The following is a 23,376-nucleotide window of genomic DNA, read 5'->3' on the forward strand; positions in this document are numbered from 1 at the left end:
ATACCACCTACACCCTTCAACGACTTAAAACTTCCGCTGAATACCATCTGATACCATTCGTTACCATCAGTTGGTTTGAGATAGGATACTCCTGATTTCCACCGCTCGGCCGGGTGAACACCGATTTCTGTCAATCCGGGACAGAGTAAACCGGCGTTTCTGCAGGGTAGACGGCTTCTATCAGTCGAGAACGATGAACCATCACCAAGGTTTAATAGGCCGACCGCTAACGTACGGGGCAATGAGTTCTGAATCTCATCGGAACCCGCTGTTGGACACCTGGACGGAGACGTCTTCACACATGTTCAACAGCGTCGTGGCTGCAAACCGGGCGGCCTTCGCCGCGTTCGGTGTCCAGCACGATGGGGAGGACGTAGCGCCCGCCGACCGAATCGAACCGGACGAGGACCTCCCGGAGTGGCACGTCTCGCTGTCGGCGGACCACCCGGACCACCTCGGCGTGGGCGACCGCGCGGAGTTCACGAAGACCATCTCTGAGAACGACATCCAGCAGTTCGCCGCCGCGAGCGGGGACACGAACCCGCTGCACCTAGACGAGGAGTTCGCCGCGGAGACCCGCTTCCGCGGGCGCATCGCCCACGGGACGCTGGTCGGCAGCCTCATCAGCGCCGCACTGGCGCGACTGCCCGGCCTCACCATCTACCTCTCGCAGGACCTCGAGTTCCACAACCCGGTCCGCATCGGCGACCGGCTCACCGCCGAGTGCGAGATCGTCGAGGACCTCGGCGACGACCAGTACCGCCTGACGACCCGCGTCCTCAAGGAGGAGACCGTCGTCATCGACGGGGAGGCCGTCGTCCTCATCGACGACCTGCCGAACTAGCAGAACGACCGGACCGCCCGGTTGAACCGCTCGGGGCGCTCGCGTGGGGGACAGTGCCCGCAGTTCTCGAATATCTCTACCCGACCCTCGTCGAGCGACTCGCCCGCCCGTCGCGACCAGCTGGCGGGCAACAGCGGGTCCGCGCGGCCGTGGACCACCAGCGTCGGGACCCCGATCTCCGCCAGGCGGTCCGAGTAGTCCGTCCTGAACCCGTTTCGCTGGAACTCGTGGCGCTGCCAGCGCCGCATGGCCCGCACCGTCCGGTAGTCGACGACCGCGTCGACGTCCTCGACCAGTTGCTGTGGCGGTTCGGTCGCGCCCATGCTCCGGAGGCTCGCCCGGATCGCCGGTTTCGAGGCGCTCACGCCCTGCCAGAGCATGTTCCCCAGCACCGGCGTCTGGAGGACGCCCGTCGCTGCCTGGCGCCAGTAGGCGTCCGACCCGAGGCCGTAACTGCCGACGAGCACGAGGCGTTCGACCGGGCCGCCGTCGAGCGCGTGGCCCAGCGCGAGCGCACCGCCCATCGAGAGGCCCGCCAGCGCGGGTTCCGCGACGTCGACGCCCGCTAAGAACGCCGCGACCGTCTCGAGGTAGTAGTCGGTCGTGTACGCGCGGTCGGGCTTGTCGCTCTCGCCGTGGCCCGGCAGATCGGGCGCGTAGACGGTCCGGTCGGTCGCGAGCGCCGGGAGCGCGTGGCGCCAGGAGACCGTGGCGGCGTCGAGGCCGATGCCGTGGAGGAAGACCAGCGGCGGGCCCTCGCCGCCGGTTCGGTAGTGGATGTCGACCTCCTCGCCGTCGACGGTCACCGTGACCCGTTCCGACCGTATCTCGCCTGTCATTCTCCGACGCTCGGTGGCGGAGGGCAATCAGCCTTTCTCTCACGCATCCGACCGGTGAATTACCGTGTCGGTAGGCCAACGTTTCCCCCCCGCCGGGGTGTGTGTCGCTGTCTCAGTCGCGCCTCTCTCGCTCGTAGGCACCATCCCGTTCGAGGCGTGCCTTCGCCCGGACGACCGAGGGGGTCCGGCACCGCCCCGGTTCGCCGGCCACCTGCGGGACGGTGCAGTTGTTGCAGCTCGCACAGAGGGCGTCGTGGCCCTCGAGCAGCCGGGCCCCGAGTCGCGGTTCGGCGTAGAACGGCCGTGCCATCCCCACCATGTCCGCCGCGGGTGGCCGCTTGCCCGCGCCCAGGAACCGGTCGCAGTCCGCCCGCGTCCGCACGCCCCCCTCCAGCAACACCGGGACGTCGACGCGCTCGCGGACCGCACGACAGAACGGGGCGTTCCACCCCGGCTCCGGTCCGAAGCGGTGCGCCTGCCACCGGTTCAACAGCTCGACCACCCGCGCACGGACGGGCCCGCCGAACGCGGCGGCGTAGTCGTCCTGCAGGTCGCTGGCCGCCCACGCCCGGTCCGGGAACGCGCCGCGGACGATGCTCATGTCCCAGAACGTCGAGACCTCCACCGGGACCAGCGCGTCGTAGCCGATCGCCGCCAGGCGCTCGGCGACGTCGACGGCCTCGGCCCGGGAGATGTACCGGCGGACGAACGCCGGCGCGACGGTCTCTGCCGGCACCTTCGTCACCAGCGGCACGTCCCCGGCGTGGTCCCGGACGGCGTCGTGGACCGCCTCGAGGAACCGCACGCCGTCCGCGAACTCGTCGTCGCGCCGGTTGTAGAACGGCGAGAGGAACTGCTGGACGAGGCTCATGTTCGCCGCCGAGAGGTGGATGCCGTCGTAGCCGGCGTCGGCGGCGTAGCCCGCTACGCGGCCGAACTGCTCGGCCAGGTCCCAGACGTCGGTCGTCGAGAGCACCTCGGGGCGCAGCGAGACGATGCCCGCCCGGTCCAGCGCCCGAAGCTGCCAGGGCGGGTCGGAGACGGCCAGCTGGCGCTGGTCGGGGTGGCGCTCGCGGTACCCGGCGTGCCAGGTGCTCATGCTCCGGAGGCCGCCGTGGGCCAGCTGGACGAAGATGGTCCCGCCCGCGTCGTGGACGGCGTCGGTCAGGCGCTCCAGTCGCGCCACGAACGCCGGGTCGTGCACGCGAGTCATGTTCGGCGCGGCACACCCGCCCCTGTCGGTGACGATGCTCGCACCCTGGAAGACGAGGCCGACTCCCGAATCGGCCGTCGGGACGAGCTCGTCGACGAGCGTCTCGACGGCGTCGGGACCGTTGCCCGCACACTCCAGAACGGGCGCGCGGTACAGGCGGTTCGGGAGCGACAGGCCGCCGACGCTCACGGGGTCCGTGAGTGCCGTCACGGCACACCGCCCGGACCGTGGCCCGACTCGAGTCCCGTCATGTGTAGACGTACCGTCCCGGCGAGGCAAAACTCTCTCGCCCGCCCCCCGTCGCCGGCGTCGGGCGCACACGGCTCCGTCGCTCGAATCCCGTCCGACGCAGTAGACGCGTTTATCAACAGCGGGTTCGTTGGCCTGCACAGATGGAGGGAACACGTGGCTGGTAGCACGCAACTGCTCATCCCGCTGGTCGCGGGTATCATCGGGCTGGGGGTGCTCGCACAGGTACTTGCCGCCAGGCTCAGGATGCCGAGTATCATCTTCTACCTCCTCGTGGGGGTCCTCATCGGCCAGCCGGGGCTGGGCATCGTCAACTCCGAGACGTTCGGCGGGGCGCTGTCGGCCATCGTCGGCCTGGCGGTCGCCATCATCGTCTTCGAGGGGGCCTACCACCTCCGCTTCGAGCGCATCCGCGAGGCGCCGGCCGCGACCTTCCGCCTGGTGACGCTGGGGGCGGCCATCGCGCTCGTTGGCACCGCAGTTGCCGTCAAGTTCGCGTTCGGCGTCGGGTGGAACCTCTCCGTTCTCATCGGCGCCCTGCTGGTCGCCACCGGCCCGACGGTCATCACGCCGATCCTGAACGTGGTGCCGGTCCGGGACCGCGTCGCGACGGCCCTGGAGACGGAGGGCATCGTCAACGACGTCACCGCGGCCATCATCGCTGTCGTCGTCTTCGAGACGGTCAACCCCACCACGTCGAGCGAGGGCCTGCTCCAGGCGTTCGCGCTGCGGCTCGGAACCGGCCTGTTCGTCGGCCTCGTCGTCGCGGGCCTCCTCTACTACCTGCTTCAGTACGTCGACCTCTCGCCGGGCGACGCCCCGCGGAACGCTCGCCTGCTGGTACTCGCCGGGGCGCTCGTCGCGTACGCGGCGGCCAACACCATCGCGACGGAGGCCGGCGTCGCCGCCGCCGCGACGGCCGGGATCGCGCTGGGGAACATGGACCATCCCTACGAGGCGGACGTCGAGTCGTTCAAGGGCGACATCACGCTGCTGGTGCTCTCGTTCGTCTTCATCGCACTGGCGGCCCAGCTCGACCTGGCGGCGCTGTTGCGCGTCGGTATCCCCGGCCTCACCGTCGTCTTCGCCGTCGCGCTCGTCATCCGTCCGCTCCTGGTGTTCATCTCGACGGCCGGCGACCGGTTTACGACAAACGAGAAGCTCTTCATCAGTTTCGTCGGCCCGCGGGGCATCATCCCCGCGTCCGTCGCGACGCTCTTTGCCGTGGAGCTGAACAACGTCGCGGCAGAGCTGCGGACGGAAGCGGCGAACGCCAGCGGGGAGGAGGCCACGCGACTCGCCGCCGAAGCCGCGGCGCTGAGCACGCAGGCAGAGATTCTGCTGGGCACCGTCTTTCTGGTCATCTTCGCGACCGCGCTCTTCGAGGGCGGTCTCGCGCGATTCCTCGCGGAAAAACTACACGTCATACCAATGCGTCTGATAATCGTCGGCGGCGGTGAGGTGGGCCGAGCGCTCGCCGAGCGCCTCGAAGACCGGGGCGAGAACGTCGTCATCATCGAACAGGACGAACAGATCGTCGAACGAGGGCGAAACGAGGGACACACCGTCGAGATCGGGGACGGCACCGACACGGACGTGCTGCGTTCTGCCGGGGCCGACAACGCCAAGACCGTCATCGCCGCGACCGGCGACGACGACGTGAACCTGCTGGTCTCGCAACTGGCCAGCTCCAAGTTCGACGTCGACCGGATCATCGCCCGCGCGAACAACCCCGACAACGTCGAGGCCTTCGAGGACCTGGGCGTGCGGACCATCTCCTCGGCGATGGCGACGGCCTGGGCCATCGACAACCAGATCGAACGCCCGGCCATCGCCCACTGGATGACCGACATCGGCCGCGTCGGCGACGTCCAGGAGGTAGCGGTGACGAACGATGATATCATCGGGAAGTCGGTCCGCGAAGTCGGGCCGATGCTCCCCGAGGCCTGTCTCATCGCCCTGGTCAGCGGCGACCAGCACGGCGACGCGGAGGTTCCGACGGCGGACTACGTCATCCAGGAGGGCGACATGGTGACCCTGCTGGGGCGACGCGAATCGGTCCGGGACGGGATGGAACTCGTCGGCAGCGCCTGAGCAGGCTCGTCGGACGGCGACACTCACGTCCCCGTAGAGGCTGGACCTGGCGGGACGCCGGACCGGGCGACTCAGTCGTTCCGGAGCGTCTCGATGGCCGCCTCGTCGACGCCGTCGGTCCACGGCGATCCGTCGCCCTCGCCGTCTGTCTTGTACGTCCCGCGAGCGCTGGCTACGTGGTGCCCGTCGGCGTCGTACACCTCGACGTCGACGACGGCGACGCTGCCGCCGTTCCTGACCACGTCGGCCTCGGCCCGGAGGTCGGCCGTCGCCGGCGCGAGGTAGTCCATCCGCATGTCGACCGTCGGCGAGATGGTCCCCGACAGCGAGACGACGGCCGCCCCGCCGGCGGTGTCGGCGAGCGAGTAGGTGACCCCGCCGTGGGCGATTCGGGTGGCTGGGTTCGAGGAGTGTTCCTCGCGCAGGGGGAGTTCGGCCTCGGCGTGACCGTCCGCCGCGGCCGTCATCTCCATCCCGAGTTCCTCGACGAACGGAATCGCGTTGAAGGTCGCTGTGACGCTCATTGGACGGTCCTTGCGCTCGTGGCGTATAAGTCCACGAGAACTGCGAGCAACGGGCCCGCCGTGGTCTACTCGACGGTGAACTCGTCGAACTCGGCGATGCCCATCGAGTTGGTGTGCGAGCAGGTGAACACGGCCGCGTCCTGGCGCGCCGCGGCCTCCGGCAGGTCGGCGCTCCCCACCTCGGTCCAGTCCTCGCCGTCCTTGCTGTAGGCCCCGGTGAACGTCTCGCCGTCGCGCTCGATGCGGAGCCAGAGCGGGGCGTAGGTCTCCGTGTCGCGCTCGTCGCTGTCGAGGTGGCCGTCGCCGTCGGCGTCCCAGGCGAACTGGAGGCCGTTGAACGGCGTCACCGCGAGCACGACGTAGCCCGCCGACTCGCCGGCCGCGGTCGCGTCGTCGCGGACCATGATGCCCGACTTCGCCCAGTCGTGGCTGTCCTCCTGGCCGAGCACCCGGGCGACGACCGTCCCGCCGTCCGCGAGGCTCCGGGCGTCGACGACGGCGCCGTACTCGTCGGCGTCGGTCCAGACGTCCCGCCCGGCGGCGTTGACGTGGAGCGTCTCGCCGTTCTGGTCGAGTCCGAACTCCGCGTCCCCGGTGGCGAACGTCGTCAGTCCCTCGGGAATCGGCTGTGTCATCGGGATGCGGTCGTCGATGCGGACGTCGTCGAACGTCGCCCGCCCGCCTTCCGTCGTGCTGGCGCTGTGGACGAGCGCGGCGTCCTGTCGCTCGGCGGCCGACGGGACGGTGCAGGTCCCGACCGACTCCCAGGTCGTGCCGCCGTCGGTGCTGACGAGTCCCTCGAACGTCGATCCGTCGCGCTCTAGGCGCAGGCGGACCGGCGTCGACCCGAAGGCCCCGACCGCGCGGTCGACGTAGCCGTCGTCGTCGCCGTCCCACTGGAGGTGGACCCCGAGGTTGGGCGTCACGACCAGCGCGACGTAGCCCAGCGACTCGCCGGGCGCGGTGACGTCGTTCCGCAGGACGATGCCCGAGCGAGCGGTGGGGTCGGTGCCGGCCTGGGACGTGACCGCGGCCTCGACGCACCCCTCGGACCCGACGGCGTCGGGTTCGTAGACGGCGGTGTAGTCGTCGGTGCCGCCCCACATCCCCTCGCCGGCCGTCTCGATGGTGAACTCCGCGGCGTCGTAGGCGACGTCGTGCTCGGGGGCCGACGCGAACGTCTCGTAGTGGCCCGGAACCGGGTCCAGGTCGCCCGTCGCTGGCGTCAGGTGGACCGCCTGGCCGCCGCCGTGGGGCAGGGGCGCCCACAGCGTGTCCCCGCCCTCGATCTCGAAGTGCTGGACGTCGACGGCCGACTCGTAGCCGTAGGTCGTCGCCTTGTAGCCGTCCTGGTAGACGTGGGCGTCGTAGGTGCCAGCGAGGAAGTCCAGTTCGATGGGGACCCACTCGGGGTCGGCGACGGCGGTCCCGAGCCACCAGTCCTCACCCTTGCGGCGGGCGACGGTGACGTGCTGGCCGATGTCGCCGTTCAGGACCCGGGTCTCGTCCCAGTCGACGGGGACGTCCGTGACGAACTGGAAGGCCTCCCGATCGAAGTCGTAGTTGACCGGTCGATCGGTCACCATCTGGAGGCCGCTGTGGAAGATGACCAGCTGGGCGAGTTCCCGGGCCCGGGTGTTGTTGACCCGCGTCCCGGTGTACTCCCGGTAGGTGAGGTTGAAGATGCCGGTGTTGTAGTCGACGGGGCCGGCGAGCATCCGGGTAAAGGCCAGGCTCGGCGTGTGGCTCGGCGGGTTCCCGCCGCCCCGGAAGTTCTGGTACTCCATCCCGGAGACGCCCTCGCGGGTCATGAAGTTCGGGTAGGTCCGGCGCTTGCCCGTGGGCTTGACCGGCTCGTGGTTGTTGATCAGCAGGCGGTACTTCGCGGCGGTCCGGACGACGTGGTCGTAGTGGTTGATGACCGGCTGGGAGTGGTGGTGGTACCTGACCCCCGAGTCGTCCATGTAGACGCCGTCCTCGTTGACGTAGCCGGTCTTGACCGCGCGGACGCCGTTCTCGGCGTACCACTCGAAGGCCTCCTCCAGCTGGCCCTCGTAGGAAAAGCGGTCGAGGCCGGCGACGTTGGACCCCGTCTCGTTGTGGGCCATGAAGGAAACGCCCTTCCGGTCGGCGTAGTCGGTGACCTCGTCGAAGTCGAACCGGTCGTGGGTCTCGGTAAAGAGCATGTCCTCCCAGCCGAAGGGGCCGTCGTCGGGCTTGTTGTCGCCGTGGCCCCACCCGGAGTTCCACCCCTCGGCGAAGACGTTCTCGATGCCGTGCTCGGCGGCGAAGTCGATGTACTCCTTGACGTTCTCGGTGGTCGCGCCGACGTCCGGGCCGGGTTCCCAGGTGGTCTTGCCGATGTGGATCTCCCACCAGACCCCGCAGTACTTCTGTGGCTCGATCCAGTCGGTGTCCTCGTAGGCAGAGGGCTCGTTGAGGTTCAGGGTCAACGTCGACTCGAGCAGGTCCGCGGGCTCGCTGCCGAAGATGAACGTCCGCCACGGCGAGGCGTGGGGCGCGACGCCGACGACCCGCCGGACGTAGTCGGGGTACGGGACCAGGTCGGCCTCGAACCGCGTCGGCCGGTCGTGGTAGCGTGCGAGCGTCATCTCGGCCCAGTCGGAGAGCGCCGCCTCGTGGATGGCCATGTAGCAGTCCTCGGTGACGCGCATCGTCACCGGCGTGTTCATGCCGTCGACGTCGGAGGTCTTGTCGTGGTTGCCGTAGTCGTAGCCGGCCTCCGAGAGCGGCGTGTTCTGGTAGACGTACTCGTAGTTGTTCCAGTTGTTCGGGATCCACCAGGCGCTGAAGTCGTCGGTGAACTCGAAGCCGGTGCGCTCGGCGGTCAGCGTGAACTCGTCGATCCCGTCGTCGGACGGGATGGTGTAGCGAAACGCCACGCCGTCGTCGTAGGCCCGGAACGTGAGGTTGAGGTGGTGGCCGGAGTCGTGTGCCAGGCAGACGGTGAGCTCGTTGTAGTGGTCGCGGACGGACTCGTGTTCGCCCCACACCGGCTCCCAGGTGGTGTCCGCGGTGGTCCGGTCGGACCCGACGACCTCGAAGTCCTCGAGGAGGTCCGGCTGGTGGGCGAACTCGAACCCGAGCGTGGAGGGCGCGATGGGTGTGACGCCCCGGTAGGAGACGCTGTAGAAGGGACGCCCGTCGACGAGTTCGAACGTGATGGTGGCGTCACCGCTCGGCGACGAGACGGACTGCTCGCTGGCCGTCGACCCATCGACGACGAGCTCGGTGGCCGCGCTCGCTGGGACAGGGGTGGACGCTCGCTGTGACGGCGGCTGGTGGCGGCTCGACCCGTCTGTCGACGGGCTCGAACCGATGTCAGCGCCACCCGTGTCAGGATTGGGCATGCTCTATATTTCCAACGGGTGTTGTTAATTCTGTCCTTTTATACCGTCCACTCGCCGAGCGGTCGCCGCGCGGCTGTCGAGCAGTGCTTCCGCCCGGTCCTGTCCGTGGATTCGTACGTGTCGTAATCACTTTGCTACGAGCGCGCGCTCGACTACAGGCGGCGCCGCACGCCCGAACGCGCGCCGTGTCGCCCGCCGCCGCTCGCGTCGCCGGCGTCTCTCCGCCCTCGGTTTCCCCTCGAGATGCTCTGTAATGTGCCGGTTATCGCGGTAAGTGGTAACAAATCTTTCGGGCGCGGCCCCGCGCCCGCCTGTCCGCCGGCCCCGCTCACCGCTCCGGGTGTGTCGGCGCGTCGAACCCGCCGCGGACGAGCGGTTTGGCGATGTGCCGGCGGGCCACCGGTGGCACCTCGTACCACCCTCGCTCCAGGTCCCGGGTCAGCGTACGCTCTGCTTTCACGTCGGCGTGGGTCGAACAGTCCCGGCAGCGGTAGCCCTGGTCGCGCCCGGCCGAGGACATCGACCGGCCACACGACGGGCAGTCGGGGGTCACCAGCTCGGTCCGCACCAGGTCGCGGACGGCGAACTTCTCCAGCTTCAGCGTCCCGTCGCTGACCTCGCCACAGGCGGTGACCCGGTCGCCGACCCGGAGCGCCCGGACCAGGCCGCGGAACCGCTTGGTCGGTTCGAACGCCGCACAGGGCAGTCGCGCGCCGTCGGCCGCCAGATCGACGAAGACGTGGCCCCCCTCGCGCGTCTCGGGGGCGGTCGCCACCTCGCCGGTGACCCGGAACGCCCGGTCGTCGGCGACGTCGTCCAGCGCGGCGTCCTGCAGGTGGCCGTCGGTGCCCTGGTTGGTGACGAACGTCGTCGCCGTCGCGACGGGTTCGCTCTCGATGGCCGCGGCGACCTCCCGGCACGCGTCGGGGTCGTCGCCGCGGATGCCATAGAGGACCGGACAGGGCGTCCGGGGGACACAGACGGGGTAGCCCGACGCCCGGTCGACGGTGTCCCAGACCGACGGGTAGTAGTCGTCGGCCGCCGCGAAGACGCTCTCTGTGTCGACGTCTCGCTCGGTCCCCCAGCGCCCGCGCTCGCGGTAGGCGATGTGTTCGTAGGTCCACTCGTCGAAGGCCGCCCAGGCTCCGGCGGCCGCGAGCGCGCCCACCAGGCCACGGCCGGTGCCCCGCTCGATGCGGGCGAACCCGACCGCGTCGGCGAGCGTCTTCGCGGCCGCCGGGTCCTGAATCGTCCGGACGGCGCCGACGGCGAAGTCGGCCACCGCGTCGGGGACGGCCCCGGGCGCACAGTCGGCGACGACGGCGCCCGGGTTCGTGCGGGGGTCGTCCGTCTCGGCCATCTCGAGGACGTCGGCGAGCAGGCGGCGCGCCCGGTCGGCCGCCAGGTCCGTGTGGACCGCCAGGGCGGCGTTCCCCCGGGTCTTGTGCTCGACGGCGGGGTTCAGGCGCACGAGCAGCACGCGCTCGACGCGCCCGCCCGCGTCGCGAATCGCGTCGGCCAGTCGGCTGGCGGCGTAGGTGGTACACATCCCGCGCTCGCGGGAGTCCGTGTCGTCGATGCCGACCAGCGTCACGGGCGCGCCTAGCCGACTGGGGCCCAAACCGGTTTCTATCTCATTCGACGCCCGTGAGGTCGGCCACGTCGGCCTCGGTGACCTCGCGGTCGTCGGGCAGTCGGTCGATGCAGTCGTAACAGAGGAAGTGCTCGGTGCCGTCGGCCAGCTCCAGGATGATGCCCTCGGTGGGGTCGTTGGTGAGCGACCAGAGGTTGGCGATGCCGCCGCCGATGGACACAGACGTCCCGCACCCGTCACAGGGCTGTGTGGCCATGGGCTTTCTAGGGCCGACCGCCGCTAAGACCTTTCCTTTTTGTCATACGGTATCGACTACCACGACATGGAGGTCGACTGCGAGGGCTGTGCCGGCTGTTGCATCGACTGGCGCTCGCTCACCGACGCCGACATCGATCACGAGCGCCGCGGCCCGTTCGAACCGCTCGACGACACCTACAACCTGGCCCCGCTGACGCGCGACGAGGTGCGCGAGTTCGTCGCCGCGGGCTACGGCGATGCGCTCTGCCCCCGCCTCTGGAAGGCTACCGACGACCGGAGCGTCACCATCGGCGACGTCGACGTGGCCGCCATCCAGGGGCGCCCGGTCTTCTTCGTCGGCTTGCGAAAGCCACCCAAACCCGTCGCCCCGTTCGACGGCGACTCGACCTGGCTGCACGCCTGTGTCTTCCTCGACCCGACGACCCTCCAGTGTCGCATCCACGGCGACGACCTGTATCCAGAGACCTGCGCCCGGTACCCCGCCGAGAACCTCCGTCTCGACGTCGAGACGGAGTGTGAGCGCGTCGAGCGCGTCCACGGCGGCACTCGGCTCCTCGACGACACCGCGCCCGACGTCGACCCGCTCTTTGGCCCGGCCGCCGTCGGGAGCAAGGTGTTCGCCCATCCCGCGCCCGACCGGGTGACAGACAGCGTCGCGCGGTTTCGCGACGGCGAACCGACCGCCGCCGACCGCGCGGAGTTCGTCGGCGTTGCGGCGGCCGCCAGCCCGGGCACCCTGCTGGTCAACGACGCCCGCTACGAGGCGGCCCGCGATGCCGTCATCGAGGCGGACTCCTGGGCCGGGCGTGCCATCGACGCGTGGGGCGCCGACGCAGGCGCCGTCGGGAGCGCTGGGCCGCCGCCGGCCGTCGCCCGCGACGTCGAAGACGTGGCCGGCGCGCCACCGACGCCCGGGTGGGAGTGACCGGCGTCCGTCCGCCGGCCACGCCCGCGAGGGGGAGTCTTTTAGCGCCTGGCCCCCGTCCATCGCAGGTATGCACGTGCTGGTCACCGGTGCGACGGGGTTCGTCGGGAGCCACCTCGTCTCTGCCCTCCGCGCCGCGGACCACGACGTCCGCGCCCTCGTGCGCGACCCGGCGGGGTACGACCCCGCGCCGGGCGTCGAGGTAGCGACGGGTGACCTGCTCGAACCCGGCAGCTTCGACGCGGCCCTCGAGGGCGTCGACGCTGCCGTCTACCTCGTCCACTCGATGGGGGCCGGCGACGACTACGAGGATCGCGACCGCCGCGCGGCCCAAAACTTCCGGGCGGCGGCCACCGAGGCGGGCGTCGACCGGGTCGTCTACCTGGGCGGCCTGGGCGGCGACGACGCCCCGCTCTCGAGGCACTTGCGCTCGCGGCGCACCGTCGAGCACCTCCTTGCGGCCGGGACCTACGACCTGACCACGCTCCGGGCGGCCATCATCGTCGGGGCCGGCAGCGCCAGCTTCCAGCTGATCTGTGAGCTGGCCGCCCGGTTCCCGCTGCTCGTCACCCCGCGGGCCGTCGCGACGGACTGTCACCCCATCGCCATCGCCGACGTCGTCGAGTACCTCGTCGGCGTCCTCGAGACCCCGGCGACGGCCGGCGGGACCTACGAGATCGGCGGCCCGGAGGTGATGAGCTACGCGGAGGTCCTCCGGCGGACGGGCGCCCGGGCCGGGTCGGGTGTCCCACGGATCGTCTCGCTCCCGGTGCTCTCGCCCGGCCTCTCCTCGTACTGGGTCGGGTTCCTGACCGACGTCCCGGCGAGCGTCGCGCGGCCGCTGGTCGCCGGCCTCGACACCCCCGTGGTCGCCGACGACGCCCCGATTCGCGACCTGGTCCCGGTCGACCTGACCCCGTTCGAGACGGCCGTCGACCGCGCGAAAGCCCAGCTGCGCGACGACCACGCGCCGCGGCCGACGGCCACCGACGGCGGGGCGGGCCGATGAGCGGCGACTCGCCACGCCCCGAGTACGGCGAGACGTGGGTGTACGAGAGCATCGTCGGCGCGCTGCCGGGCATCCGGTTGCCGACGTGGGCGGCCATCGCCATCCAGCTGCTCATCTTCGAGACCGCCATCGTCGCGCTGTCGTGGTACTACGACACCTGGAACGCCGCCATCGCGGCGACGGCGGTGGTCTTCGTCGCCACCGTCGGGAGCGTCGAGATGCTGCGCATCAGCACTCTCATCCGGCGCATCGACGTCCCACAGCCCTACCGGGCGCTGCTCTTCTCGTCGAACATGGAGGTGGTGCTCTCGGTGCTCGCCTACGTCGCCATCCTCTCGCACCTGTTCGTCTTCGACCCCCAGACCAGCAGCAGGCCGCTGGTGACCACGCTGTTCGGCGAGGAACCGCCGGTGCTCGTCGTCTACCTCCTCCTGCTGGTGCTGTGGGACGTCAGCTACCGCATCGGCACCGGGTGGTGGGCCACCGTCACCGGTCTGTGGCGTTCCGCGCGGTACCGCTTTGACCCCGAGACGGCACGGGTCTTCCAGCGCGCCGACGTAGAGACCTGGGGCTTCGGCGTCCTGCAACTGGTCCTGGTGCCGTTCGTGCTGGACCAGCCGGTCCTGCTCGCGTCGCTCCTTGCCCACGTCACCGCCGTGACGGTCGTGACGGCCGTCTCCGTGGCGCTGTTGCGAATCAGGGCGAGAAAGCCGGCTACTGCTCCGAGTTGATCTGCTTGAACTGGTCCAGCAGCTCCTCGGTGGACTCGTCGCCGTCGTAGGTCACGGTCCCGTGATACGCTGTCCGGTCGTCGTCCTCCGAGAGGTCGACTTCGGTGTTCTTGCGCTCACGGCGTTCGTGTTCGTCGTCGTCGTACGCTCCCATCGACATAGGTTACCACATGACAACTAGCGTGGTAGCGCCTATCAATGTAACGGTCGTTCCAATAGTTTCGGCAACAGCTGTTTTCGCAACGGTCGTCCGTACCCGCGTGGTCCGGCGGTCGCCGGATCGAGGCGGCGCCCCTCGCGCCGGCCCGCCTGGTACCGGCCACCGTGTCCACCGCTGACACGTCGTTCGGAACGCATTAGAGCGCTGACCGACTACGATCTACCGTGGCTGGTCCCTTACGATTTCGACACTCGACCGACCGCTGGAGCGAAGACCGCATCCGGCGCGACCTCCTCGAACCCCTCCAGGACCGTTTCGGCGCGACGCTGAACGGCCCGTGGTTCGCCCCGCCCGAGGGGTGGGCCGCCCGGCGCCTGGAGATGGACAACGGCGACCTCGCGCTGTTCGTCTGGAACGGCCAGGAGGCCTACTGGATGGGCAACACCGAGACGCCCGAGACGCTGTGGCGCACCGACAAGTACACGTTCGACGAGGTGGCCGACCCCATCGCCGAGTGGGGCGAGCGCGAACTGCTCGCCCAGCTCGAGGTCGAGGACCCGTGGCTCGCCGACTACGAGCACGTCGCCCACTTCTTCCTGCCCGTCTTCCTCTCGAAGGACGGCCGCGAGTCGACCCGCACGTTCTTCCGGGACCACGCCGGGGGGTTCCCAGACGCGACGCGCGAGGCGGGCCTGCGGTTCTACGACGACTTCCTCGCGACGGGCGTCTTGGACGACTACCGCTACACCATGGCGAGCAAGCTCGGGACCAGCCAGGGCTTTGACCTCTCGCGGATGCAGGCGACGATGGGCGAGTTCAACGTCGCCAAACTGCTCGTCGAGGCCGGCAACGACTTCGAACCCGAGGTCGAACTCGGGTCGGGCCACGCCATCGACTTCCGCGTCGGCGACACGCTCGTCGAGGTGACGCGCCCGCGCCCCCCGTCGCGCCGGCAGGTCAACACCGGCGTCGCGGCGGTCAAGGCCTCCGGCGACGCCAAGACCCGCGACCAGCTGGCCGCGCACCCCGGCGCCGTGCTGGTCGTCGACGCCACGTCCTTCGCCGACGACGAGTGGCGCCGCGTCCTCGGCGAGCGCCCCGACGTGGGCTACCAGCCGCTGGTCGTCTTCCGCTATCGCCCCGACGGCACCGTCGAGGGCTACTCCCACGGGTCGATTCCGTTCCCGCTGCCCTTCTAGGAGATGTGAATCGCGGGTTTGTTCGGCCGGGCCTTCGTCGCTAGGTCGTCGCCCTCGCTCGCCCGGCGCACGGACACTTCGGCCCCGAACTCCTCGGTGAACAGCCAGGCGGCCTGCTCTAAGACCTGGAGCTCGCGCTCGCCGTCGACGATCGGTTCGAGGCCCGCCCCGTTCGCGGCGAGTTCGCCCGCGTACTCGGCGACCGCGTCGCCGTGGGCCGCGACACTCTCGTCGGCCATTATCTCGCCGACGATGGCGTCGTCGGGGTCGGCCGCGCGGGCGATCTCGTAAGCCCGGTACTTCCAGTCCTCGGCGACGACGACTTCGATCTCGTCGGGGTCCTCGATGTCGACCACGTCGGTGATGTCCCGGACGTCGCCCAGCGTCCGGCGGACGAGCTCGCGCTCGATGCGGTACTCCGAGACGTCCCGCAGCGCCTCGGGCCAGCGCGCCGTCGACACCAGTCCCTCCTCGTCGAGCAGGTGCCACAGCTCCTCGCCAAGGTAGGGGGCGATGGGCGCGACCAGCGCGGAAAGCGTCCGCAGGCCGCGGCTGTAGGCGAACCGGTAGGGCGTGTCGTAGCTCGCGTAGCGGCGCAGGAGGCTGGCAAAGCGCTGGAGCTCGCCGACGACGCGGTGGAACCGGAACCGCTCGTACTCGTCGGTGACGGCGGCGATGGTGCGGTCGATCTCCCGCTCGAGGTACGCGTCGTGGGGCTCGCTCTCGGTGCGGGCGTCGATGCCGTCGGCGTACTCGCTCACCAGCCGGTACAGCGTCTGCTGGAAGTCGTAGACGGCCGAGACGTCCTTGACGGTCCACTCGAAGTCCTGGTTGGGGTGGGCCGCCGAGAGGACGAACAGCCGCGTCGTCTCCGCGCCGTACTCGTGGGGGGCGATGTCGTTGCCCTTCGACTTTGACATCTTCTCGCCGCTGTGGAGCACCGTCCCCTGGTTGATGAGTCGCTCGACGGGCTCGCGCCGCTCGAGCAGGCCGATGTCGGCCAGCGCCCGCGTGAAAAAGCGGATGTACAGCAGGTGGAGGACGGCGTGTTCCTCGCCGCCGACGTAGACGTCCACCGGGAGCCACTCGTCGGCGGTCTCCTGGTCGAACGGGGCGTCCTCGAACTGCGGCGAGAGGTACCGCAGGAAGTACCACGAGGAGTCGACGAAGGTGTCCATCGTGTCCGTCTCGCGTTCCGCCGGCGCGCCGCAGTCGGGGCACTCGGTCCGCTTCCACTCTTCTGCCGCGTCAAGCGGGTTCCCGGTCGTCTGGACGTACTCGGGCAACTCGACGGGCAGGTCTTCGTCGGGCACCGGCACGTGGCCACAGTCGTCACAGTGGACGACGGGGATGGGCGTGCCCCAGTAGCGCTGCCGGGAGATGAGCCAGTCCCGCAGGCGGTAGGTCGTCGCGGCGGTGGCAGCCTCGTGGTCCAGCAACCGGTCGCGGGCGGCGGTGCTCGCCAGGCCGTCGTACTCGCCGCTCGCGGTCAACATTCCGTCCTCGGTGAACGGGGCGTCCGGCAGGGCCGTCCCGCTGCCGTCGACGGGTTCGACCACCTGCTCGACGGGCAGGCCCTGCTCCGTGGCGAAGGCGTGGTCACGCTCGTTGTGCGCGGGGACGCCCATGACCGCGCCCGTGCCCACGTCGTCTAGCACGTAGGCGGCGACGTACACCGGCAGTTCCTCGCCGGTGAACGGGTGGGTCGCGGTGAGTCCCGTCTCGACGCCGCTCAGGCCCGCGTCGTCGGTGGCGGCGACCGACTCGACGTACTCTGCAACCGCGTCGTCGCGGTCGGCCACCTCGCGAGCGACGTCGTGGCCCGGCGAGAGCGCCAGGTAGGTCGCGCCGTAGACCGTATCCAGGCGCGTCGTGAACGCCTCGACGGTCGTCTCGACGCCCTCGCCCGCCAGCTCGAAGGCGACGCGGGCCCCCTCCGTCCGCCCGATCCAGTTGCGCTGGCTGTCGCGAACCCCCTCTGGCCACCCATCCAGGTCGTCGAGACCGTCGTACAGCGCCTCGGCGTAGTCGGTGATGGTGAAGAACCACTGGTCGAGATCGCGCTGCTCGACGTCGGTCCCACAGCGCCAGCAGACCCCCTGGACGTGGGCGTGTGAGTGGTCGTGGTCGGCGTCGGCGGGCGTCTCGACCTGTGCGTCGGCCAGCACCGTCTCGCAGTCCGGACACCAGTTGACCGTCGCCGCGCCGTACTCGACGAGCCCCTCGTCGTAAAAGCGGGTAAAGAGCCACTGGTTCCACCGGTAGTACTCCGGGTCGCAGGTGGTTATCTCGCGGGACCAGTCGTATCCAAAGCCCATCTCCCGGAGGTCCGCGCGCATCCGGCTGATGCAGCTGCGGGTCCACGACTCGGGGTCGGTGTCGCGCTCGTAGGCCGCGTTCTCGGCCGGGAGGCCGAAGGCGTCCCACCCCATCGGATGGAGCACGTCGTCGCCGGCCATCCGCCGATAGCGGGCGTAGGCGTCCGTGATGGCGTAGTTGCGGATGTGACCCATGTGCAGCGACCCCGACGTGTAGGGGAACATCCCCAGGACGTAGGTGGGGTCCTCGGCGTCGTCGGGGCACTCGTAGACGCCCTCTCGCTCCCAGACGTGTTGCCAGTACTCCTGGACCTGCGCGTGGTCGTACCGTCGGGACATTCGATACCTCGGTGTGGGTCGGGGTGACACATGAGTGTTCGGCTACGGCGCCCCCACCCGGCCTCCGCTCGCGAACCCTTATGCCTGCCGGGCGTGAACCGCCCTGGCAATGACCGAATACGGACCGCGCCGGGGTGACTGACGCCGTGGTCGATGTCGTCTTCTGGGTGCTGGTCGCCCTCGCGACGGTGACCGGCCTCGTGACCGCCTGGGCGCTCGGCGCCAACAGCAACTCGCCGCCCTTCGCTCCCGCTATCGGCGCGAACGCCATCTCGACGATGCGGGCCGCCTTCCTCATCGGCATCCTCGCGGCCGCCGGGGCACTCACGCAGGGCGGCAGCATCTCCGAGACCGTCGGTGCGGGGCTCATCGGCGACGCCTCGATCACCTCGCTGGCGGCGACGGCCGGCCTGCTGACCGCGACGCTGTTCATGGCCTTCGGCGTCTACACCGGCTACCCGGTCCCGGCGGCGTTCGCGACGACGGGCGCGATGGTCGGCGTCGGCCTCTCGCTGGGGGGTACGCCGGTCTTCGACACCTACCGGCGCATCGGCCTGTTCTGGGTACTGGTGCCCCCCGTCTCGGGTGGCCTGGCCTACCTCACGGCGACGCTCCTGCGCCGCGACGACATCCCCGAGACGGTGGGCGTGCCGCTGCTCGCGGCCGTCGTCGGCGGCATCGTCGCCAACGTCGAACTGAGCGTGATTCCCGCGCCGCCCGGCGCCACGCAGAACTCGCTGGCCGGCGCCCTGGCGATGGCCGTGCCAGCACCCGCCGTCGGGGGCGTCGACCCCGTCGTCGTCGCGGCGACGCTCCTGCTCGCGGCGGTCAGCTTCGCCTTCATCCGCCGGCGCACCCGGCAGTCCGTCGACCGCGGCATCAAGACGTTCCTGGTCGTGTTGGGCAGCGTCGTCGCCTTCTCCAGTGGCGGGAGCCAGGTCGGCCTGGCCACGGGGCCACTGGAGAACCTCTACCGGGCCGAACTGGGCGCGCCGGCGCTCGTCCTGCTGGGCATCGGCGCCACCGGCATCCTCGGCGGGGCGTGGATGGGCGCGCCGCGACTGCTCCAGGCGACCTCCCGCGAGTACGCTCAGCTGGGGGTCAGACGCTCCATCGCGGCGCTCGTCCCCGGCTTCATCATCGCCCAGCTGGCCATCGCGCTGGGCATCCCCATCTCGTTCAACAACATCATCATCTCGGGGGTCATCGGCGGCGGCCTCGCCGGCGGCTCCGCCGGCGTCTCGCGGCGCAAGATCGGCGTGACAATCGGCTTCTGGCTCGTCACGCTCGTGACGTCGGTCGTCGTCGGATTCGGTCTCTACCGCGTGTTCTCGACGGTGCTGGGCATCTCCTGAGGCTCCCTGTCCCGTGACTACCGGACGACCGTCACCGTCACGGGCGCCTCGCTGACGACGCTGGTCGCCACCGTCCCGAGCAACCGCCGGGCGATCTCGTGGCGCTCGCCGCCGTGGCCGCCCATCACCACCTGGTCGACGTCGTTGTCCTCGACGAACGAGAGGATGGTCTCGGCGGGGTCGCCCGTCTCGACGGCCGTCTCGACGGTCCGGTCGGCGTCGGCCGCACGGCGCTGTGCACGCTCGACGAGTCGCTCGGCACGCTGGCGGGCGTTCGTCTCCCGCTCCGTGCCCGCTCCGAGGACGCCGCCCTCACTCATCCCCTCGTCCAGCGGCGTGACCACGTTCAGCACCGTCACCCGGCAGTCGAAGGTGTCCAGCGCGTGGACGAGCGCCTCGTCGGCCAGCGGCGAGCCGTCCAGCGGGACCAGTACGTGCGATGGGGCCATACTCGAACTGGTGGACGGAGGTACAAGTAGCCATGCCCCTAGCAGTGGTTTCTGGTTACGCGGAGTAGAACGCTGACAGCCAGAAAGCCCCCTCGTTCTCAACTCCCGCGGCTCGCTGCGCGCGCTTCGCGTGCCTGCTTCGCCGGGGTTCGTTGAGAACTCGTCCCCTTTCACTCCCGCCCATGCCGGCTGATAATCCGGCGTCGGGTGGGACTGAGCGCGGGGGCTTTCTGACTGTTCATATCCAAACCAACTGAATCACGCACCACTCCTAGCCCTGTCACAAGACCTATCTTCCGGACGGGCCTCCGACCGAGTATGACCGACGTGGACCTCGCGTTCGACGGGCAGGCGTACATTCCCGCCGTCGCCCAGGACGCCGAGACCGGCGAAGTACTCATGCTCGCCTACGTCACCGAGGCGGCGCTGGAACGGACCCGCGAGACCGGCTACGCCCACTACTACTCCCGGAGCCGCGACGAGCTCTGGAAGAAAGGCGCCACCAGCGGCCACACCCAGGCAATCGAGGAGGTCCGCGTCGACTGCGACGGCGACGCCCTGCTCTATCTCGTCGACCAGACCGGCGGCGCCTGCCACACCGGCTACGAGTCGTGTTTCTACCGGACCGTCGACGGCGATGAGGTCGGCGAACAGGTGTTCGATCCCGACGACGTCTACTGAATCGATGGCCGACTCCGACGCCGTCAGAGAGCTAGAGGCCGCCGCCCGCGAGTACGAGACCGCAAGCGAACGCGTCGAGGACGTCGGCCGGGAGCGCCTGGCGACCTGCCGGGAGATATACCGGGAGTTCCGCGACCTGCTGGACCGCTACGAGGAGACGGCGACGGGCAGCGGGAACTTCCAGGCGTTCACCGAGTTCCAGGGCGCCGTCGCGTCGCTGACCGCCGATCTGGACGACGACCTCCCGGAGCGCGAGACCTTCGAGGCCGTCGACGAGGCCCTCCAGAAGCGACGGCTCACCGAGGCCGACTTCGAGCGGGCCCGCCGTGACCTCGAACCCGTCGCTGACCTCGTCGCGCGTCTCGACGACCTCGAGGCGGCCCGGGAGGCCTCCCGCAAGGCGCGCCGGGACGCGCGGCGTCGCCTCGACGACCTCGAGTCCCGCATCGCGGACCTCGAGCGCCTCCAGCGCCTGGGCGAGGCGGATCTGGACGCCCCGGTCGAGGCGCTGCGCGACCCCATCGAGGCCTACAACGAGTCCGTCCGCGAGGCGTTCCGGGCGTTCCGTAGCGAGCAGTCGGCCCGCGAGGTGCTGGAGACGGTGGCGCGGGCCGACGCCTATCCGCTGGTATCGTTCCGGCCCCCGCCCGAGGACCTGCTCGAGTACGTCCGGACCCACGAGGCCGGCGCGGAACCCGTCCCGAGGCTGCTCGAGTACGCCGACTATTCGACCTCGAAGCTCGACCACTACGTCGACGACACGGCCGCGCTCAAGCGCGCCGTCGCGACCCGGCAGACGTACCTCGAGCGCCTCGACGCGGGGCCGGTGACCGTCGACTGGCCGCCCCCGCCCGCCGACCACCTGGTCTGGGTCACCCGTGCCTACCAGTCGGTCGTCGTCCGTTTCGCCGACGAACCGGTCGTGGCCCGCCTCCGCGAGGTCCGGGCGCTCTCCCGCCGGGACGACTACGCGCGGCTCCGGGACAGCGCGCTCGCCCGGGACCAGCTCACCGAGGCCGAGCGGGCCCGACTCGAGAGCGGGGCCGTCGAGCGCGACCTGGCGGCCGCCCGCGAGGAGCGTGACGCCATCGAGGCGGCCCTGGAGCAATACGACTCGCTGTGACTGCCGGCGACCCACTGCCCCGACCGCACCGGCGCTACGACCGGGCGACGTCCACGAGTTCGTCCGCGAGCGACCGGGCCCGGTCGACGTCCCGGGCCTCGGCGTACACCCGGACGACGGGTTCGGTCCCCGAGGGGCGGGCCAGCACCCAGGCGTCGCCGTAGTCGAGTCGCCAGCCGTCGGTCGTATCGAGATCCGCGGCGGCGTCGGTGGCGTGGGCCTCGATGCAGTCGAGCATCGCCTCGCGCTCGGCCTCGTCCTCGTACTCGAGGGCGCGCCTGACGGTGTGGTAGTCGCTGTACGGCTCGACCAGTTCGCTGGCCGGCCGCTCCGCGACCAGTTCGCAGAACCGCGCGGCCGTGTACGCGCCGTCCCGGGCGATGCGATAGCGCGGGAAGAAGAGCCCGCCGTTGCCCTCGCCCGCGATGGGGACCGACTCGCCGGCCGCCGTCAGGTCACGGATGCGACTGACGATGTTCGTCGACCCGATGGGCGACAGCGAGAGGGCCGCGCCGGCGTCCTCGACGACGTCGACGAGGCGCTGTGAGGCGTTGACCGCCGAGACGACGGTGTCGCCGGCGTCGAGTTCCGCCGCCGCGAGCGCCGCGAGCGAGCTCTCGCCGGGGACGTGGCGACCCCGCTCGTCGACGAATATCGCGCGGTCGGCGTCCCCGTCGTGGGCGACGCCCAGGTCGGCACCCGTCGACTCGACGTACGCCCGCAGGTCCCCCAGGGTCTCCGCGACGGGTTCGGGGTTCCGGCCGGGGAAGTGGCCGTCAGGCTGGGCGTGGACGGTGTGGACCGTACAGCCCAGTTCGCGAAAGAGGTCCGGGCTGACCAGCGATCCTGCACCGTGGCCGGGGTCGACGACGACGGTGAGGTCGGCGGCGGCGATCCGCTCGGCGTCGACGGCCGCGACGACCGCCTCGCGGTAGGTCCGCCGGGCCGACTCGACCCGGCGAGCCGTCCCGGTCTCCGCCCAGCCCACGTGTGTCACCGCGTCTTCGGCGAGCGTCGTCTCGATGCGGTTCAGCGCGTCACGCGTGAGGCCAACGCCGTCGGCGCCGACGACCTTGACGCCGTTGTAGGCGGGCGGGTTGTGGCTGGCGGTCACCATCAGCCCCGGCACCCCCGTCCGCTCGCAGTAGGCCTGCAGGGCGGGCGTGGGGACGATTCCGAGCCGGTCGACGTCGAGCCCGAGGCTCGTCAGGCCGCTGGTGGCGGCGTCGGCGAAGGTCTGGCCGGTCGTCCGGGTGTCCCGGCCGACGGTGACCCGGTCGTGGTCGTCGGCCCAGGCGCTCCCGGCCGCCTGTGCGATCTGCATGACGAACCGGGGTGTCAGGTCCGCCCCCGCGACCCCCCGGACGCCGCTCGAGCCGAAGACGTGCATTCGAACGGTCATCTGTGCCCGACTGGCTTAGAAATGTCGACGTTTCACCCCTCGTGTCAGCGGTCCAGCAGGCGCCGGACCGATTCCAATGGGTATTAGCCGCGGCGTCGACGAGAGTGGCGTATGGCCACCGACGCACTCATCGAGGCGCTTCGCGACGCCGACGCGGTGAAGTTCGGCGAGTTCGAGCTCTCCCACGGCGGCACCTCGAACTACTACGTCGACAAGTACGTCTTCGAGACGAACCCCCGCTGTCTCGAACTCATCGCCGCGGCCTTCGCCGAGCGACTCGACGGGACGAAACTCGCGGGCGTCGCCCTGGGCGCGGTCCCGCTCGTGGCGGTCACCAGCGTCGAGACGGGCCTCCCCTACGTCATCGCGCGCAAGCAGGCCAAGGCGTACGGCACCGGCAACCGCATCGAGGGCGACCTGCAGGAGGGCGAGGCGGTCGTCATCATCGAGGACATCGCCACCACCGGCCAGAGCGCTGTCGACGCCGCCGAGGCCCTGCGCGAGGCCGGCGCCGTCGTCGAGCGCGTCCTGGTCGTCGTCGACCGGGAGGAGGGCGCCCGCGAGAACCTCGCCGAGCACGGCCTCGAACTCGAATCGCTCGTGACCGCCTCCGACCTGCTCGCGGACGCGCCGGCCGACGTCGACGTCGACGCGTAACTGACAGACGGCACCGGCGAGGTTCCGGAACAGTCGCTGAAA

General features: G+C 70.2%; 20 protein-coding genes. 10 read left to right on the plus strand and 10 right to left on the minus strand.

The window, feature by feature from the left end:
* Positions 1 to 301: 301 nt before the first annotated feature.
* On the plus strand, positions 302 to 844 hold the full coding sequence (locus P1K88_RS02655; protein WP_276414110.1) for a MaoC family dehydratase: 543 nt from the start codon (positions 302 to 304) through the stop codon (positions 842 to 844).
* Here P1K88_RS02655 and P1K88_RS02660 read toward each other — a convergent pair.
* Both P1K88_RS02660 and P1K88_RS02665 read right to left on the minus strand, forming a co-directional pair.
* Positions 841 to 1,683 carry an alpha/beta fold hydrolase gene (locus P1K88_RS02660; RefSeq protein WP_276412332.1) on the minus strand — a complete coding sequence of 281 codons (843 nt, stop codon included), beginning with the start codon at positions 1,681 to 1,683 and terminating at the stop codon, positions 841 to 843. The genes P1K88_RS02655 and P1K88_RS02660 overlap by 4 nt on opposite strands.
* Positions 1,684 to 1,795: 112 nt before the next feature.
* Complete coding sequence (locus tag P1K88_RS02665) at positions 1,796 to 3,106, minus strand: oxidoreductase (protein ID WP_276412334.1); 1,311 nt, start codon at positions 3,104 to 3,106, stop codon at positions 1,796 to 1,798.
* Between the two features lie 195 nt (positions 3,107 to 3,301).
* Here P1K88_RS02665 and P1K88_RS02670 point away from each other — a divergent pair, with 195 nt between their 5' ends.
* Positions 3,302 to 5,239 (plus strand): cation:proton antiporter domain-containing protein, encoded by a 1,938-nt coding sequence (locus P1K88_RS02670; protein ID WP_276412336.1) that lies wholly within the window; start codon positions 3,302 to 3,304, stop codon positions 5,237 to 5,239.
* 71 nt (positions 5,240 to 5,310) lie between these two features.
* On the opposite strand, the gene P1K88_RS02675 is transcribed toward P1K88_RS02670, so the two are convergent.
* From P1K88_RS02675 to P1K88_RS02690, 4 genes are all read right to left on the minus strand, one after another.
* Positions 5,311 to 5,763, minus strand: coding sequence for a PaaI family thioesterase (locus P1K88_RS02675; protein ID WP_276412338.1), 453 nt, complete (start codon positions 5,761 to 5,763; stop codon positions 5,311 to 5,313).
* Between the two features lie 65 nt (positions 5,764 to 5,828).
* The gene (locus P1K88_RS02680; protein WP_276412339.1) at positions 5,829 to 9,134 is read right to left on the minus strand and encodes a glycoside hydrolase family 97 N-terminal domain-containing protein; all 3,306 of its coding nucleotides are present in this window, start codon (positions 9,132 to 9,134) and stop codon (positions 5,829 to 5,831) included.
* A 328-nt stretch (positions 9,135 to 9,462) separates the two neighbouring features.
* A complete protein-coding gene (locus tag P1K88_RS02685; RefSeq protein WP_276412341.1) occupies positions 9,463 to 10,728 on the minus strand; it encodes a tRNA(Ile)(2)-agmatinylcytidine synthase in 1,266 nt (421 codons plus the stop codon).
* Positions 10,729 to 10,768: 40 nt separating this feature from the next.
* Positions 10,769 to 10,984 (minus strand): DUF7561 family protein, encoded by a 216-nt coding sequence (locus tag P1K88_RS02690; protein WP_276412343.1) that lies wholly within the window; start codon positions 10,982 to 10,984, stop codon positions 10,769 to 10,771.
* 66 nt (positions 10,985 to 11,050) lie between these two features.
* On the opposite strand from P1K88_RS02690, the gene P1K88_RS02695 reads away from it, so the two are divergent.
* From P1K88_RS02695 to P1K88_RS02705, 3 genes are all read left to right on the plus strand, one after another.
* Positions 11,051 to 11,911: a YkgJ family cysteine cluster protein gene (locus P1K88_RS02695; RefSeq protein ID WP_276412344.1), complete on the plus strand. Its 861-nt coding sequence runs from the start codon at positions 11,051 to 11,053 to the stop codon at positions 11,909 to 11,911.
* 70 nt (positions 11,912 to 11,981) lie between these two features.
* Positions 11,982 to 12,920: an NAD(P)H-binding protein gene (locus P1K88_RS02700; protein WP_276412345.1), complete on the plus strand. Its 939-nt coding sequence runs from the start codon at positions 11,982 to 11,984 to the stop codon at positions 12,918 to 12,920.
* Positions 12,917 to 13,651, plus strand: coding sequence for a DUF7530 family protein (locus tag P1K88_RS02705; RefSeq protein WP_276412346.1), 735 nt, complete (start codon positions 12,917 to 12,919; stop codon positions 13,649 to 13,651). The genes P1K88_RS02700 and P1K88_RS02705 overlap by 4 nt, the downstream gene beginning before the upstream one ends.
* Here P1K88_RS02705 and P1K88_RS02710 read toward each other — a convergent pair.
* A complete protein-coding gene (locus tag P1K88_RS02710) occupies positions 13,635 to 13,811 on the minus strand; it encodes a DUF5786 family protein (protein WP_276275878.1) in 177 nt (58 codons plus the stop codon). The two genes, P1K88_RS02705 and P1K88_RS02710, sit on opposite strands and share 17 nt — an antisense overlap.
* A 224-nt stretch (positions 13,812 to 14,035) precedes the next feature.
* On the opposite strand from P1K88_RS02710, the gene P1K88_RS02715 reads away from it, so the two are divergent.
* The gene (locus tag P1K88_RS02715) at positions 14,036 to 15,010 is read left to right on the plus strand and encodes a DUF5784 family protein (protein ID WP_276412351.1); all 975 of its coding nucleotides are present in this window, start codon (positions 14,036 to 14,038) and stop codon (positions 15,008 to 15,010) included.
* Here P1K88_RS02715 and leuS read toward each other — a convergent pair.
* Positions 15,007 to 17,667: a leucine--tRNA ligase gene (gene leuS / locus P1K88_RS02720; protein WP_276412352.1), complete on the minus strand. Its 2,661-nt coding sequence runs from the start codon at positions 17,665 to 17,667 to the stop codon at positions 15,007 to 15,009. The genes P1K88_RS02715 and leuS overlap by 4 nt on opposite strands.
* Positions 17,668 to 17,813: 146 nt before the next feature.
* Between leuS and P1K88_RS02725 the strand changes: the two genes are divergently transcribed.
* Positions 17,814 to 19,022 carry an inorganic phosphate transporter gene (locus P1K88_RS02725; RefSeq protein ID WP_276412354.1) on the plus strand — a complete coding sequence of 403 codons (1,209 nt, stop codon included), beginning with the start codon at positions 17,814 to 17,816 and terminating at the stop codon, positions 19,020 to 19,022.
* Between the two features lie 17 nt (positions 19,023 to 19,039).
* On the opposite strand, the gene P1K88_RS02730 is transcribed toward P1K88_RS02725, so the two are convergent.
* Entirely contained in the window at positions 19,040 to 19,471 is a 432-nt protein-coding gene (locus P1K88_RS02730) for a universal stress protein (protein WP_276412356.1), read from the minus strand.
* 318 nt (positions 19,472 to 19,789) lie between these two features.
* On the opposite strand from P1K88_RS02730, the gene hisI reads away from it, so the two are divergent.
* Complete coding sequence (hisI, locus tag P1K88_RS02735) at positions 19,790 to 20,152, plus strand: phosphoribosyl-AMP cyclohydrolase (RefSeq protein WP_276412358.1); 363 nt, start codon at positions 19,790 to 19,792, stop codon at positions 20,150 to 20,152.
* Between the two features lie 4 nt (positions 20,153 to 20,156).
* Positions 20,157 to 21,275 carry a DUF7118 family protein gene (locus tag P1K88_RS02740; protein ID WP_276412359.1) on the plus strand — a complete coding sequence of 373 codons (1,119 nt, stop codon included), beginning with the start codon at positions 20,157 to 20,159 and terminating at the stop codon, positions 21,273 to 21,275.
* A 34-nt stretch (positions 21,276 to 21,309) separates the two neighbouring features.
* On the opposite strand, the gene glmM is transcribed toward P1K88_RS02740, so the two are convergent.
* Positions 21,310 to 22,665: a phosphoglucosamine mutase gene (gene glmM / locus P1K88_RS02745; protein ID WP_276412360.1), complete on the minus strand. Its 1,356-nt coding sequence runs from the start codon at positions 22,663 to 22,665 to the stop codon at positions 21,310 to 21,312.
* Positions 22,666 to 22,788: 123 nt separating this feature from the next.
* Here glmM and pyrE point away from each other — a divergent pair, with 123 nt between their 5' ends.
* Entirely contained in the window at positions 22,789 to 23,334 is a 546-nt protein-coding gene (pyrE, locus tag P1K88_RS02750) for an orotate phosphoribosyltransferase (RefSeq protein WP_276412361.1), read from the plus strand.
* The last annotated feature ends 42 nt before the right edge of the window (positions 23,335 to 23,376 follow it).

The sequence above is a fragment of the Haloarcula halobia genome (assembly GCF_029338255.1).
GTDB lineage: Archaea > Halobacteriota > Halobacteria > Halobacteriales > Haloarculaceae > Haloarcula > Haloarcula halobia.

Coding starts and splice junctions, on each gene's coding strand:
- P1K88_RS02710 (WP_276275878.1), bottom strand. CDS start 13,811: ATGTCGATGGGAGCGTACGACGACGACGAACACGAACGCCGTGAGCGC.
- glmM (WP_276412360.1), bottom strand. CDS start 22,665: ATGCACGTCTTCGGCTCGAGCGGCGTCCGGGGGGTCGCGGGGGCGGAC.
- P1K88_RS02690 (WP_276412343.1), bottom strand. CDS start 10,984: ATGGCCACACAGCCCTGTGACGGGTGCGGGACGTCTGTGTCCATCGGC.
- P1K88_RS02660 (WP_276412332.1), bottom strand. CDS start 1,683: ATGACAGGCGAGATACGGTCGGAACGGGTCACGGTGACCGTCGACGGC.
- P1K88_RS02730 (WP_276412356.1), bottom strand. CDS start 19,471: ATGGCCCCATCGCACGTACTGGTCCCGCTGGACGGCTCGCCGCTGGCC.
- P1K88_RS02705 (WP_276412346.1), top strand. CDS start 12,917: ATGAGCGGCGACTCGCCACGCCCCGAGTACGGCGAGACGTGGGTGTAC.
- P1K88_RS02680 (WP_276412339.1), bottom strand. CDS start 9,134: ATGCCCAATCCTGACACGGGTGGCGCTGACATCGGTTCGAGCCCGTCG.
- leuS (WP_276412352.1), bottom strand. CDS start 17,667: ATGTCCCGACGGTACGACCACGCGCAGGTCCAGGAGTACTGGCAACAC.
- P1K88_RS02700 (WP_276412345.1), top strand. CDS start 11,982: ATGCACGTGCTGGTCACCGGTGCGACGGGGTTCGTCGGGAGCCACCTC.
- hisI (WP_276412358.1), top strand. CDS start 19,790: ATGACCGACGTGGACCTCGCGTTCGACGGGCAGGCGTACATTCCCGCC.
- pyrE (WP_276412361.1), top strand. CDS start 22,789: ATGGCCACCGACGCACTCATCGAGGCGCTTCGCGACGCCGACGCGGTG.
- P1K88_RS02695 (WP_276412344.1), top strand. CDS start 11,051: ATGGAGGTCGACTGCGAGGGCTGTGCCGGCTGTTGCATCGACTGGCGC.
- P1K88_RS02740 (WP_276412359.1), top strand. CDS start 20,157: ATGGCCGACTCCGACGCCGTCAGAGAGCTAGAGGCCGCCGCCCGCGAG.
- P1K88_RS02675 (WP_276412338.1), bottom strand. CDS start 5,763: ATGAGCGTCACAGCGACCTTCAACGCGATTCCGTTCGTCGAGGAACTC.
- P1K88_RS02655 (WP_276414110.1), top strand. CDS start 302: ATGTTCAACAGCGTCGTGGCTGCAAACCGGGCGGCCTTCGCCGCGTTC.